The 13,225-nt window shown below is 69.5% G+C and carries 11 protein-coding genes; 5 read left to right on the top strand and 6 right to left on the bottom strand.

Annotation, left to right across the window (positions count from 1 at the left end):
- From ON27_RS23415 to ON27_RS23400, 4 genes are all read left to right on the top strand, one after another.
- A partial coding sequence (locus ON27_RS23415; protein ID WP_245560069.1) for a TetR family transcriptional regulator occupies window positions 1–639 on the top strand: 639 nt, incomplete at its 5' end.
- Window positions 640–1,436: 797 nt separating this feature from the next.
- On the top strand, window positions 1,437–5,048 hold the full coding sequence (gene mfd / locus ON27_RS23410) for a transcription-repair coupling factor (RefSeq protein ID WP_043731849.1): 3,612 nt from the start codon (window positions 1,437–1,439) through the stop codon (window positions 5,046–5,048).
- A 101-nt stretch (window positions 5,049–5,149) separates the two neighbouring features.
- Entirely contained in the window at window positions 5,150–5,848 is a 699-nt protein-coding gene (locus tag ON27_RS23405; protein ID WP_043731857.1) for a nucleoside triphosphate pyrophosphohydrolase, read from the top strand.
- A gap of 51 nt (window positions 5,849–5,899) precedes the next feature.
- Window positions 5,900–6,220 carry a hypothetical protein gene (locus tag ON27_RS23400; protein WP_043731855.1) on the top strand — a complete coding sequence of 107 codons (321 nt, stop codon included), beginning with the start codon at window positions 5,900–5,902 and terminating at the stop codon, window positions 6,218–6,220.
- Window positions 6,221–6,284: 64 nt separating this feature from the next.
- Here ON27_RS23400 and ON27_RS23395 read toward each other — a convergent pair whose 3' ends face one another.
- The 3 genes from ON27_RS23395 to ON27_RS23385 form a co-directional block, all read right to left on the bottom strand.
- Window positions 6,285–6,860 carry a TerD family protein gene (locus ON27_RS23395; RefSeq protein WP_043731846.1) on the bottom strand — a complete coding sequence of 192 codons (576 nt, stop codon included), beginning with the start codon at window positions 6,858–6,860 and terminating at the stop codon, window positions 6,285–6,287.
- A gap of 65 nt (window positions 6,861–6,925) precedes the next feature.
- Window positions 6,926–7,411 carry a hypothetical protein gene (locus tag ON27_RS23390; protein WP_051046928.1) on the bottom strand — a complete coding sequence of 162 codons (486 nt, stop codon included), beginning with the start codon at window positions 7,409–7,411 and terminating at the stop codon, window positions 6,926–6,928.
- Between the two features lie 142 nt (window positions 7,412–7,553).
- On the bottom strand, window positions 7,554–8,009 hold the full coding sequence (locus ON27_RS23385) for a flavodoxin domain-containing protein (protein ID WP_043731843.1): 456 nt from the start codon (window positions 8,007–8,009) through the stop codon (window positions 7,554–7,556).
- A gap of 506 nt (window positions 8,010–8,515) precedes the next feature.
- On the opposite strand from ON27_RS23385, the gene ON27_RS23380 reads away from it, so the two are divergent.
- A complete protein-coding gene (locus ON27_RS23380) occupies window positions 8,516–9,979 on the top strand; it encodes a stealth family protein (protein ID WP_043731840.1) in 1,464 nt (487 codons plus the stop codon).
- On the opposite strand, the gene ON27_RS23375 is transcribed toward ON27_RS23380, so the two are convergent.
- The 3 genes from ON27_RS23375 to ON27_RS23365 form a co-directional block, all read right to left on the bottom strand.
- A complete protein-coding gene (locus ON27_RS23375) occupies window positions 9,927–10,880 on the bottom strand; it encodes a phosphodiesterase (RefSeq protein WP_043731837.1) in 954 nt (317 codons plus the stop codon). The two genes, ON27_RS23380 and ON27_RS23375, sit on opposite strands and share 53 nt — an antisense overlap.
- 163 nt (window positions 10,881–11,043) lie before the next feature.
- Window positions 11,044–12,132 (bottom strand): glycerol dehydrogenase, encoded by a 1,089-nt coding sequence (locus ON27_RS23370; protein WP_043731835.1) that lies wholly within the window; start codon window positions 12,130–12,132, stop codon window positions 11,044–11,046.
- A 252-nt stretch (window positions 12,133–12,384) separates the two neighbouring features.
- Window positions 12,385–13,225 (bottom strand): MATE family efflux transporter (locus ON27_RS23365; RefSeq protein WP_043731833.1); only part of this gene is annotated, 841 nt, incomplete at its 5' end.

The raw sequence follows: 13,225 nt of genomic DNA, 5'->3' as shown, positions 1-13,225 counted from the left end.
CAAGCGCGCGCGGAGATCACCCGCGATTCCGTCCTGGCGGGCGCTGCCGATGTCTTTCTGCGCTTGGGATATGCGAATGCGAGCCTGAGCGAGATCATCGCGCAGTCCAATGTGACCAAGGGCGCCTTGTACTTTCACTTCGGTTCGAAGGAAGAACTGGCGCGCGCCGTGGTCGACCAGGGCAACGAGCGACTCACCAGCTCGTGTCAGGGCTTCTTCGATCCCCGGGTGCCCGCGCTGGAAGCGTGCATCGGCATCACCTACGTCGTCGCCGATCTATCGATGAACGACCCGATGGTCGGCGCCATGCTGAAGCTCACCCACCAGATCGGCGACTATCGCGGCGCCCAAGGCGACAACATCGCCAAGAACTGGGGCGACACCTACCGCCTGCTCGCCGAACGAGCCATCGCCCAGGGCGACCTCATCGCCGAGCTGGACGCGGAGGTCATCGGCCTGCTGTGGCAGGAGATGGCGGCGGGCGTGCACATTATCGCCGTCGGCACCGAGTCCATCGACCAGATGGCGGTCCGAATGGAACGCGCCTGGTACTTCTTGCTCCCCGCCATCGTCCCGCCGGAAAAGCTCTCGTATTTCCGGGAATTCGCCGCAAGAAGATTGCGGCGCTACGTGCCGTAACTTTTCCAGCGCCTGCGGCGCTGGGTGTTCGCGGCCCCTTTGTGGCTCGCGTTTGCGCGGCCGCCGCTTGCTCCTTCGTCGCTTGCGCGGCGGCCGCGCAAACGCGAGCCGGGCCGCGAACGGGCAATGCTCGGTCTCGCTTCGCTCGGAAGACGTGGTTGGGGTGCGCTGAGCGTGTAGGCATGGCACTCGCTATCGGGTGCACGCGGTGCAAGTGGTCGGATTTCGCCGCGTGGCGCTAGCGCTGTTGGCTCGTCTCTGACGCCGCTTTTCCTTCGTCGTCTATGCGGCGGCCGCTGAGACGCGAGCGGGCGGCGAACGGCGGATGCTTGGTCTCGCTTCGCTCGGAAGACGTGGTTGCGGTGCGCTGGGCTTGTAGGTGGGCGGACGGCGTCCAGGATCAGATCCCGCAGTGCCGCTCGATCCCGGCGCTCTTGATCGGTCGCCGGGCCGGGGCGCGGCCATGGTAGCGCGCCCCGCGACGGAATGACCGATTGCAGTCGCCCGGTGCATCGAAGGAGATGTCTGTGGAGTGAGGGCCGCCTCAGCGAGCCCTCGCCCCGAGATCATCGCCGTGCCGGCGAAGGGTCCGCCCGCGGGGATGAACCCCGGTGGGCGAGGGAGCGGCCTGGGGGTGATTGCCGCATCGGTGACGGATGGGCCCGCGTCGGTCGTTTCGGCGTGCACCGGAGGCGGCCGCTGACCGACGTCACCGCAGGCGCTGAAAAAACGAGTGGCCCGCTTAACTAGACTCGGTTGGCCGCTCGAATCGTGTCGCCTGCGCTCAGGAGTTGTCGATGTCCACCCACCGCCCCCCGCTGGCGGGACTGGCCGCCGCGGCCGGTGCCGATACCTCGCTACGGACCGTCGCGGAGCTGATCGACACCTCGTCGGTCGAGTTGGTCGCACCGTCGGCGGTGCGCCCGTTCGTCGCGGCGGGAGTGGCGGCCGCGCGGCCGCTGGTGGTGGTGACGGCGACGGGGCGGGAGGCCGACGACCTGACCGTCGAGCTCGAGGAGATGCTCGGTCCCACGGTCGCGCAGTTCCCGTCCTGGGAGACGCTGCCGCACGAGCGGCTCTCGCCGGGCGCGGACACGGTGGGGCGCAGGCTGGAAGTGCTGCGCCGGATCGCGCACCCCGGCGACCCGTATTTCCCCGCCCCGCTGCGCGTGGTGGTGACCACGGTGCGGTCGCTGATGCAGCCGATGGCCGACGGGCTCGGCGAGATCGAGCCGATCGTGCTGCGGGTCGGCGCCGAGCTGGACTTCGACGACATGCTCACGCGGCTGGTGGAGTTCGCCTACACCCGGGTCGACATGGTGGGCAAGCGCGGCGAGTTCGCGGTGCGCGGCGGCATCCTGGACGTGTTCCCGCCCACCGCCGACCATCCGGTGCGAGTGGAGTTCTGGGGCGACGAGGTCACCGAGCTGCGGCCGTTCGCCGTCGCCGACCAGCGCTCCCTGCCCGACGTGGCGGTGGACGTGGTGGTCGCGCCGCCGTGCCGGGAGCTGCTGCTCACCCCGCAGGTGCGGGAGCGGGCGGCCGAGGTCGCCGTCGCGAACGCGGCCGACGCGGCGCTGGTGGAAATGCTGGAGAAACTGGCGCAGGGCATCCCGGTAGAGGGCATGGAGGCGTTGTTGCCGGTGCTGCGGCCCGGTCAACTGCGCCTGCTCACCGAGGTGCTGCCCGAGGGCACCCACGTGCTGCTGTGCGATCCGGAGAAGATCCGCACCCGCGCCGCCGACCTGGTGCGCACCGGCGAGGAATTCCTGGAGGCATCCTGGACCGCGGCCTCGTTCGGCGGCGCCGCGCCGCTGGGCGGGCACGGACTCGACCTGGCCGCCTCGGCCTACCGTCCGCTGCCGGAGGTCCAGGCCAGCGCCGGCCGGCAGGGTCTGCCCTGGTGGACGCTGAGCCCGCTCACTTCCGGCGACGCCTCGGAGGTCGTGCTGCCGGTGCTGCCCGGCCCCGCCGCCCGTGGGTCCGACGAACTGGTGGCGACCATGTTCGCCTCGCTGCGCGCCCACGTCGCCACCGGCGGCAGGGCCGTCGTGGTCGTCGCCGGTCACGGCACGGCGCAGCGCATCTTGGAACGGCTGGCGGATGCCGACGTGCCCGCCGCGGCGCTGGAGCCGGGGGCCGAGCCGAACGACGGCGTGGTCGGCGTGCTGTGCGGTTCGCTGCACGACGGTCTGGTGTTCGAGAACGCCGGTCTGGTCGTCGTCGCCGAGTCCGACCTCACCGGCAACCGGGTCACCGCGCCCGCCGAGGGCAAGCGGATGCCGGCCAAGCGCCGCAACCAGGTCGACCCGCTCGCGTTGAGCGCGGGCGACATGGTGGTGCACGACCAGCACGGCATCGGCAAGTTCGTCGAGATGATCGAGCGCACCGTGGGCGGCGCGCGCCGCGAGTACCTGGTGATCGAGTACGCGCCGGGCAAACGCGGCCAGCCCGGCGACCGGCTGTTCGTGCCGATGGAGTCCCTGGATCAGCTCTCCCGCTACGTCGGCGGTGAGATGCCCAGCCTGTCCAAGCTCGGCGGCTCGGACTGGGCCAACACCAAGCGCAAGGCGCGCAAGGCGGTTCGCGAGATCGCGGGCGAGCTGGTGCAGCTGTACGCCGCCCGCCAGGCCGCGCCGGGCCACGCCTTCGGGCCGGACACGCCGTGGCAGCAGGAGATGGAGGACGCTTTCGCGTTCACCGAGACCGTCGACCAGATGACCGCCATCGCCGAGGTCAAGGCGGACATGGAGAAACCGGTCCCGATGGACCGCGTGGTCTGCGGCGACGTCGGCTACGGCAAGACGGAGATCGCGGTGCGGGCGGCGTTCAAGGCCGTGCAGGACGGCAAGCAGGTCGTGGTGCTGGTGCCGACCACGCTGCTCGCCCAACAGCACCTGCAGACCTTCAGCGAACGCGTCGCGGGCTTCCCGATCACCGTGAAGGGCCTGTCCCGCTTCACCGATCCGGCCGAGGCGCGCGCGGTACTGGAGGGAATGGCCGACGGCAGCGTGGACATCGTGGTCGGCACGCATCGGCTGTTGCAGACCGGCGTGCGCTGGAAGGACCTCGGCCTCGTCGTGGTCGACGAGGAGCAGCGGTTCGGCGTGGAGCACAAGGAGCACATCAAGGCGCTGCGCACGCACGTCGACGTGCTCACCATGTCGGCGACCCCGATCCCGCGCACGCTGGAGATGAGCTTGGCCGGTATCCGCGAGATGTCGACCATCCTCACCCCGCCGGAGGAGCGTCACCCGGTGCTCACCTATGTGGGCGCCTACAACGACAAGCAGGTCACCGCGGCGATCCGGCGCGAGTTGCTGCGCGACGGCCAGGTCTTCTACGTGCACAACCGGGTGTCATCGATCGACAAGGCGGCCAAGCGGATTCGCGACCTCGTGCCGGAGGCGCGGGTGGTGGTGGCGCACGGCCAGATGAACGAGGACGCGCTCGAGTCCACCGTGCAGGGTTTCTGGCAGCGCGAATACGACGTGCTGGTGTGCACCACGATCATCGAGACCGGCCTGGACATCTCCAACGCCAACACGCTGATCGTGGAACGCGCCGACGCGCTGGGACTCTCACAGCTGCATCAGCTGCGCGGCCGGGTGGGGCGCTCCAGGGAGCGCGGCTACGCCTACTTCCTGTACCCGCCGGAGAAGCCGCTCACCGAGACGGCCTACGACCGGCTGGCCACCATCTCGCAGAACTCCGATCTCGGCGCGGGCATGGCGGTCGCGATGAAGGACCTGGAGATCCGCGGCGCGGGCAACGTGCTCGGCGCGGAGCAGTCCGGGCATGTCGCGGGCGTCGGCTTCGACCTGTACGTGCGCCTGGTCGGCGAGGCGGTCGAGGCGTATCGCGCCGCCGCCGACGGCAAGCCGATCACCACCGAGGAGGTCAAGGAGGTGCGCATCGACCTGCCCGTCGACGCGCACATCCCGCCGGACTACATCGCCAGCGATCGGCTCCGCCTGGAGGCATACCGCAAACTGGCTGCGGCGCAGGACGATTCGGCGCTGGCGCTGGTCGTGGACGAGTTGGTCGACCGGTACGGCCCATTGCCGGTGGAGGTGGGCCGCCTGGTCTCGGTGGCCAAGCTGCGGCTGCTCGCCCGCGAGTACGAGGTCACCGAAATCGCGGTCACCGGAACGACTTTGAAGATCTCGCCGCTGCATCTGCCGGATTCCAAGCAGCTGCGTCTCAAGCGGCTCTACCCGAGTGCGGGCTACCGCGCCGCGTCCGGGGTGGTGCAGCTGCCGTTGCCGCGGGTGCAGGACAGCGTGGGGGCCGAGCGCGTCCGGGATGTGGTGCTGTTGCAGTTCGTGGCCGATCTGCTGCTGGCGTTGGACGGGAAGGCGCAGGGCGCGGTGGATCTCACCGTCGCCGCCGAGATGGCCGCACGATGAGTTCGACCGATCGCGCCGAGTCGGTCCTGCGAGCTGCCCGTCATCGTGCCGCCGAGCGCGGCGCCGACGGCGTGGATCGCGCCGCGCCGAACGGCGACGCCATGCCGCGCACGGACACGGCGGTGGTCGCGGCGGGTTTGGCCGGGGCGGTGGAGGTCATGGACCGTCTCTGGCATTTCGGTGGGTGGGAGGTCACCCAGACCCACGACTCGCTGCGCCCGTACCTGCTCGAGGAGACCTACGAGCTGCTCGACGCCATCCAGCACAGCGACGCCGAGACGATCAAGGAGGAACTCGGCGACCTGCTGTTGCAAGTGCTGTTCCATTCCCGGATCGCCGAGGCCGCGGGCGAGTTCACCGTCGACGACGTCGCCGCCGCGCTGGTCGCCAAGCTGGTCAACCGCAGCCCGCACCTGGTGGACGCCGCGATCGACCCGTCCGCCTCGGTGGCGGAGAAGATCGCCGCCCAGGAACGCGCGTGGGAAGAACGCAAATCCGCCGAGAAGTCCCGCCGCTCCTGCCTGGACGGCATCGCCATGGCGCAACCCGCTCTCGCGCTCGCGGAGAAGATCATTTCCCGCAGCACCAAAGCGGGCCTGCCCGCCGATCTCGTACCCGACGCGCTGCGCGTCGTGCGCCTCGGCGGGCCGGAAAGCGCCGAAGAACGTCTCCGTAAAGCGACACTCGCCTTCGCCGCCGCCATTCGCGCGGCCGAAGACGCGGCGGAGAAGGATCGCGGCGAGCGCCTTCCCCTCACCGCCGAGGATTGGCGAGACTTCTGGCCGGAGGCGAACGAGTAGGCCGAGAACCGGACACCTGTGCGGGACGGCTGGGTCGGGGACACTGAAACGATGCCCTACCCCGAACTTCACGCGCGACCGCGGTGGCGCCGGACCGGCACAGCCCGGTTCCCCGTCGCCGCCGACGTCGACGGCCACTGGTGGGTCATGCGGATCAACGGCTTCCCCGACCACCCGCTGTGGACCTTGTTCATCGACGGCACGCCACGTTTCGACATGGACGACACCCCGCCGGCCTGGGGCCGTCCGACCGACCCCGCCCCGACCCTCGATCCCCACACCGCCGCGCAGGTCGTGGCACCCGTTCAGGGCTTCGCGGCATACGGCAGCGAAGTCGGCGACCCATGCGACGACCCGTTCTGTTGCGGCTGACGCCTTATCGTCCAGGCGAGCCTTGCCGGACACCTGGAGCGGCAGCCGCAGCCGACTCGAACGCTCAGACGTTGACGCCGTAGTCGCGGGCGATGCCCGCCAGGCCGGAGGCGTAGCCCTGGCCGATGGCCCGGAACTTCCACTCGCTGTTGTGGCGGTAGAGCTCGCCGAAGATCATCGCCGTTTCGGTGGACGCGTCCTCGGACAGGTCGTAGCGGGCCAGTTCGACGCCGGTGCCCGCGTCCACGACGCGGATGAAGGCGTTGCGGATCTGGCCGAAGGACTGGCCGCGCGCGTCGGCGTCGTGGATGGACACCGGGAAGAAGATGTTGGTGATCTCCGGCGGCGCGGCCGTGAGGTCGACGTTGATCACCTCGTCGTCGCCTTCACCGGCGCCGGTGAGATTGTCGCCGGTGTGCTCGATGGATCCGTCCGGCGAGCGCAGGTTGTTGTAGAAGATGAAGTGCTGATCGGACAGCACTTTCAGGTTCGGCCCGCAGGCGAGCGCACTGGCGTCGAGATCGTAGTCGGCGCCGGTGGTGGTGCGCACGTCCCAGCCGAGCCCCACCGACACCTTGGTGAGATTCGCCGCCTGCTTCGACAGCGAGACGTTGCCGCCTTTGGCCAGAGTGACGCTCATGTTCCCCTTCCGCGCGGCACGGACGGTGCCGCCTCTTCCTTGCTGCCCGGAGCTGCCGGGCTGATTCAGTTCTGGTGGTCTGCCCAGGATTTCAACGTGCTGACCCGGCTCTGCAGCGCGCGCAGTTCGCTTTCGTCGTCGAGCACCGTGCGCTGAATGCCTTGTACGACCGCGAAGGCCGATTGGCGGTGGTCATCGATCACGTCGACGTCGATGCGGACGGCGACGTAGTCGTCGGCGCCGGGCATCTGCTCGGCGACCACGTGCGCGGTGCCCCTGGCGCACATCGCCACGTTGCCGCTGCCGAGGATCAGCAGCGCCACCTCGGGATGCTCGCGCAGCCGGGCCAGGGAACCGCGGTCGTACTTCAGGCTCAGCAGAATCCGCCGATCACCGGCCCGCACCGGCCAGGAGACCGGAATCGCGTGCGGCGCGGGATCGGTCGTCACCAGCACGCCGATCGTCTCCAGCGGCCATTCCGGAAGCACGTCCAGCTCGGGATGATCTGTCGAGTTGTGCTGACGTTGGGCGGGGCTCGCTCCGGCTGCCATCTTCGTCACCTCATGGATCGTCGAGCGCGGCGGGCTGTGCCGCGCTTGATAGCAGTCTAAGGTGCTGTGCCACTTGTCCGCTGGCGCTGTGCGCTTTGTCCGGACCACTTCCGCGTGATCCGCTGCCCGAGCCCGGCGGCGATCAGGCCGAGACCAGCGCGGGAATGTCGAGCGTGGCGGCCCATTCCCGAGCCATGTCCTCGGCGCGGACCTCCGTCGACGCGTCGTGCCGCGCGTGCTCGCCGACCTGGCCGGCGCCGCACTCGACGAGTCGCTCGGCGATGATCTCGCCGCCGCGGTTGAACGTGTCGCCGTAGACGGTGTCGCCCAGCCCGAACACGGCGAACCGCAGGCCGCGCAGGTCCGGGCGGTGGCGGTCGAGCGCCTCGTAGAAGGGCTCGGCGCCGGTCGGCAGGTCGCCGTCGCCGTAGGTCGAGCACACGACGACGTGGAAGTCGCGCGAGTCCAGCTCCGCGATGTCGAAGTCCGTCATGTCGTGCACCGAGACGTCGTGCGCCCCGCGGAGTTCTTCGGCGATGCTGTCGGCCGCGGACTCCGCGGTGCCCATCTCGGTTCCGAACAGGATGACGACACGCACCGGCGCTACCTTTCTCCAGTCAATATGGTGAGCCTATCCTAACTGTGTAGCCCAGGGGATGCCACGCCTCGGCTTTCCCGCGCAGCCGGACGGCGGCGGCAGGACGCGGGCGGTTCAGCTGCGCCGATTGACGGAATCTCCACCGCGTTGCATCATTCGTAGTGGTGCCCGGTGTTTTCTGGGCAGACCACATTTCTGCCGGCCGATGACTGTCCGGCTCGCGGTGCACCCGTGTCTTCGGCTCGTTCCCACACGAGGGCAGCGCTTCCAACCATGACGCTTCGCGCGTCCGGCCGTGAGTGAGGTGAAAACGAAATGGTCTACCAGTCGTCTGCATACCAGGTGATCAATTCGCGCACCCGCTTCGGCGCCCTTCCCCATTTCTGAATGTCACCGCGCCGAGCGCGGTCATCTCTCGTCGATGTCTCGCCATCGGCGGACTCACGGCTCGGCGCGGTGCCCCGGACGACTCGGAAACCGGCGGATCGACGGATGTGGAGACAGTGATGGTGGACAGGGGAGCAGTGAATTCAGGGGCCGTCGAGATGGTGACGCGGCGCATGGCGGGCAATCTCGCCGTGTCCGCGGCGACGATCGAGGATCTCGGGTACCTGCGCGCGGAGCTGGCAGCGGCGGAAGTGCCGTTCCTGCTCGTGCGCGACAGCGGCCACCGGCTGGTGCTCGCGGCCGACGCGGCGCACCGCCCGATGGTCCGCCGGGTGACGGCCGCCGCGATGTCGGCGGGATTCTCGTGTGTGGAATTGCGGCACAACGTGTTCCGGCTCGGGCGCGACCACGATCCGGCACACCACGTGGAGCTGGAACTGTGGGAGTACCACGGCGACACGGTGACCTGCCCGCGCCCGAACGCGCTGACCCGGGAGGTATTCGATCTCGCCGACGTGCAGCGCGCGCAGGTGCGGCTGTTCGACCGGAACTGGCCGACCCTGGTGGACATGTTCGCCCCGCAGACCGGCGACGTCGATTTCGACATCGACCTGGTGTTTTCCTGGGTGGACGGCTCCGATCCCGATTTCCGGGCCCGCCGCGCCGGGATGCTGGCCCAGGTCGTGGTCGGCGAGGGCGACGACGCCGACGCCAGGATCCGGCAGATCGACGAACTGAAATACGCCCTGCGGTCGGTGCACAAGAACGCGCCGTGGATCCGCAGGATCTTCATCGCCACCGACTCCACGCCGCCGGATTGGCTGACCGCGCATCCCAAGGTGACCGTGGTGCGCGCGGTGGACCACTTCCGTGACGTGAGCGGCTTGCCGGTGTTCAATTCGCACGCCGTGGAATGTCAGCTGCAGCACATCGACGGGCTCAGCGAGCACTTCCTGTACTCCAACGACGACATGTTCTTCGCACGGCCGGTGCGTCCGTCGATGTTCTTCACCCCGGGCGGGGTGAGCCGGTTCATCGAAGCGGAGACCCGGATCGGTCCGGGACGCAACGACGAGCGGCGCAGCGGCTTCGAGAACGCCGCGCGGGTGAACCGGGCGCTGCTGGCCGATCGCTTCGGTTATGTCATCACCCGGCACCTCGAGCACACCCCCGCGCCGCTGCGGCGCAGCGTGCTGCTGGAGATGGAAGAGGAATTCGCCGCGGATTTCGCGCGCACGAGCGCGAGCCGGTTCCGGGCGGCCACCGACATCTCGGTGACCAACTCGCTGTATCACTACTACGCCATGCTGACCGGTCGCGCGGTGCCGCAGGAGGCGGCGAAGGCGTGCTACGTGGACACGACCAGCTACCGCGGCTTGGCCTTGCTGGACGGGCTCGCCCGCCGTCGCGACGTCGACTTCTTCTGTCTCAACGACGGCAGCTTCCCCGAGGTCGCCGAGTCCGAGCGGGTGCGGATCGTCTCGGAGTTCCTGGCCGGGTACTTTCCCGACCCGGCGCCGTGGGAGCGGTTCAGTACACCGCCTCGTCGTCCGATTCCGGAGTCGACGCCGGGCGCCGCATGACGTGCGGGATGCGGCCGGCGGGCGGGATCACGACGCCCTCCTCCGCGAGCCGCTGTTGCGCCTCCTCCGGCGTGGCGGGAACGCCGACCGTGCGGCCGCGCTCGATGGGCACCACCGAGTGCACCACGGTATCCGGGTAGACGTGCACGTAGTTGAAGGCCTGCGCGCCGTCCCGGCCGCGCAGGCCGCCCTGCGCCACGCCGAGATCCTGGCTGTAGCAGGTGGCCGACGCCACCGAGACCGGGATGCCCGCGAAGGTGGCGCTGGTGGAGAAGTGCAGGTGTCCGGCGAGGATGGCGCGCACGTCGCTGCCGTCCAGCACGTCGGCCAGCCTGCGCTGATCCCGCAGTTCCACGGTGACGGCGAGGTCGACCACGCACGGCACCGGCGGGTGGTGCATGGCCAGGATGGTGCCGAAGGGCGCGGGCTCGGCCAGCACCGAGCGCAGCCACTCCAGCTGGTCGTCGGAGATCTCCCCGTAGTGATGCCCGGGGACCGAGGTGTCCAGGGCGATGATGCGCAGGCCGTCGACCAGGTGCACCCGGTCCAGCGGGGAGGTGGTGGGGTATTCGCCGAGCAGGCGGGCGCGGAGGGCGGCGCGGTCGTCGTGATTGCCGGTGACCCACACGATGGGTGCCTGCAAACTTCTGGCGAACGGTTCGACGATCGACTTCAGCTTGGCGTACGCGGCGGGTTCGCCCCGATCGGTGAGGTCGCCGGTGAACACGATCGCGGTCGGGCGGATCCGGCTCGCCGCGGCCTGTTCGAGCAGCTGGCGTAACCGCAGGTCGGCGTCGACATCGCCGTACAGGGGGTCGTCGCCCGCGATGAGATGTGTGTCGCTGAAGTGGAACAACACGTGATCCGGACGCGGGTACTCCGCGACTCTGGTGATGGACACCGGACCGAACTCCTCCTGGCGGTTTGCCCGCCATTGGCTTGGCTCCGTCGCAACGATAGCGTCGGTTACGGACAGGTTTCCCGACGGTTGATGAAGACACGCTTGCGGGAAGGTGAGTTTTCGGTGTCGAAAGCTGGGGAAACGTGCGCCGATGTGGGATTGGTCACTGCCCCAGGGCGTCGGCGGTGCGCAGAGCGTCCACCACCATCGCCGGGTCCACCGGGAAGGGTTCGTTGTGGATCGTCTCGCCCGCGGCGGTCGCGCGCCTCGCGATTGCCGACAGCGTCTCGTCGTCGGCGTCTGGCAGTCCGAGCGCAGCCAGTGTGGTCGGCAAGCCCACCTCGGCGCAGAACCCGAGGACCGTGTCGATCTCCGACGCGGGCGCGCCTTCGAGCACCAGCTGGGTGAGGGTGCCGAACGCGACCTTCTCACCGTGCAGGAAAGGGCGCGTCCGCGCGGCGGCGGTGAGACCGTTGTGCACCGCGTGCGCGGCGGCCAGCCCCGACGATTCGAAACCGAGCCCGGACAGCAGCGTGTTCGCCTCGACGACGCGTTCCAGCGCAGGGGTGACGCTGTGCGTGCGGACGGCGGTCAGCGCCTGCGCACCGTCGGCCAGCAGGGTGCGGTAGCAGAGTTCGGCCAAAGCGGTGGCGCTGCGCGTGGAGGCCCCGCCGCGCATGTTGCGCACCTGGGCCGCGCTGCACGTGCGCGCCTCGAACCAGGTGGCCAGGGCGTCGCCCATGCCCGCGGCGAGCAGCCGGGGCGGCGCCTGCGCGATGACCGACGTGTCCACCAGCACCAGCGCGGGGTTGCGCCGGACCAGCTGATACGCCTCGAACTCGCCCGCTTCGCCGTAGATCACCGACAGCGCGCTGCACGGCGCGTCGCTGGAGGCGGTGCTCGGGCAGCTGATCATCGGCAGGTCGAGATCGTCGGCGACCGCGCGGGCCGCGTCGAGCACCTTGCCACCGCCCGCGCCGAGGACGACCGTGCTGCCGGTCTCTTCGACGGCACGGGTGATCCTGCCGATCTCCGCCCTGCTGCATTCCCCGCCGGACAGGTGGATCGAATAGGCGATCTTCGCGTCGGTGAGCGAGCGCTCCCAGGTGTCGGCGAGCAGCCGAAACGCGCTGGAACCGCACACGATGAGCACCGGACCGCCGATGCCGAGCCGGGTCATCTCGGCGCCGAGCGCGGCGGTGGCATTCCGGCCCTGCACGTAGTGTCCCGGCGAGGAGAACACGCTCAGCACCTGGCACCTCCCGATCCGGGGTCGCGCAGGGTGTCGACCTCCGCTCGAGTCGAACCGCTCGAGTCGAAGTTCGCACACGACCTCGCCAACTCCACCGACGACGCTTCAACGTTACGTGACCGGCGCCCCGTCGCGGCCGTGCTCGGCGATCTCCGCCCTACTCGGAACCGGCGCGAGAACGCACTCGACCCCCGTTCCTGTTCCGGATGTGGTCCGAAGGGGAACGAGGGCCGAGACGTGGTGACGGGCCGGTCAGCTGGGAGTGGTGAGGGTTTCGGGGAGCAGGCGAGGACGATCCCGCTCCATGCCGTCGAGCAGCGCGAAGTAGCGGCGCAGCATGAGGACCGCGGTGGTGGCCAGGCCCGCGGTGAGGCCCCACCAGACGCCCGCGGCGCCGAAGCCGGCCGGGAACGCCAGCAGCAGGGCGACGGGCAGGCCGACGCCCCAGTACCCGATCAGCGACAGCCGGAAGCCCGCGTTGGTCGCCTTGAGACCGCGCAGCAAACCGGTGCCGATGTTCTGGGCGGCGTCGAAGAACTGCAGCACGATGCCGATCAGCAGCAAGGTGTGCGCGATCCGGATGGTGTCGGTGTCGGAGGACTCCAGGAAGGGCCGCAGCACCAGATCCGGCGCCACCACGTACACCGCGCCGGTCACCGCCGCGATCACCGCGGCATGGCGCAGCGCGAGCCAGGCCAGCGCGCGGGCGTGCACGTGCTCGTCGCGCGCCACCGCGTGGCTGACCAGGATCGACGCACCGTGCGAGAGGCCGATCGCGACCTGGAAGACGATGTAGATGATCTGGTAGACGACGTTGTGCGCGGCCAGCGCCGCCGGTCCGATGCTGCCCATGACGAGGGCGAGCACCGAGAACATGCCCGCCTCGGAGCCGTAGGTCAGCGCGATCGGCGTGCCCAGCTTCAGCTCGGCGCGGATCGTCGTCCACCGCACCGGCAGCGGAGTCATCGGCAGGGTGCGGCCGAGTTCCTGGTCGCGCCACACCATCGCCCAGAACACGCCGAAGGTGATCAGGAACACCAGCGACGTGGCGACGCCGATGCCCGTGAGTCCCAGCTCCGGCAGCCCGGCGATG

Source organism: Nocardia asiatica NBRC 100129, assembly GCF_000308415.1.
In the GTDB taxonomy this organism is placed as follows: domain Bacteria; phylum Actinomycetota; class Actinomycetes; order Mycobacteriales; family Mycobacteriaceae; genus Nocardia; species Nocardia asiatica.
This window is presented reverse-complemented; position numbering and strand designations above follow the sequence as displayed.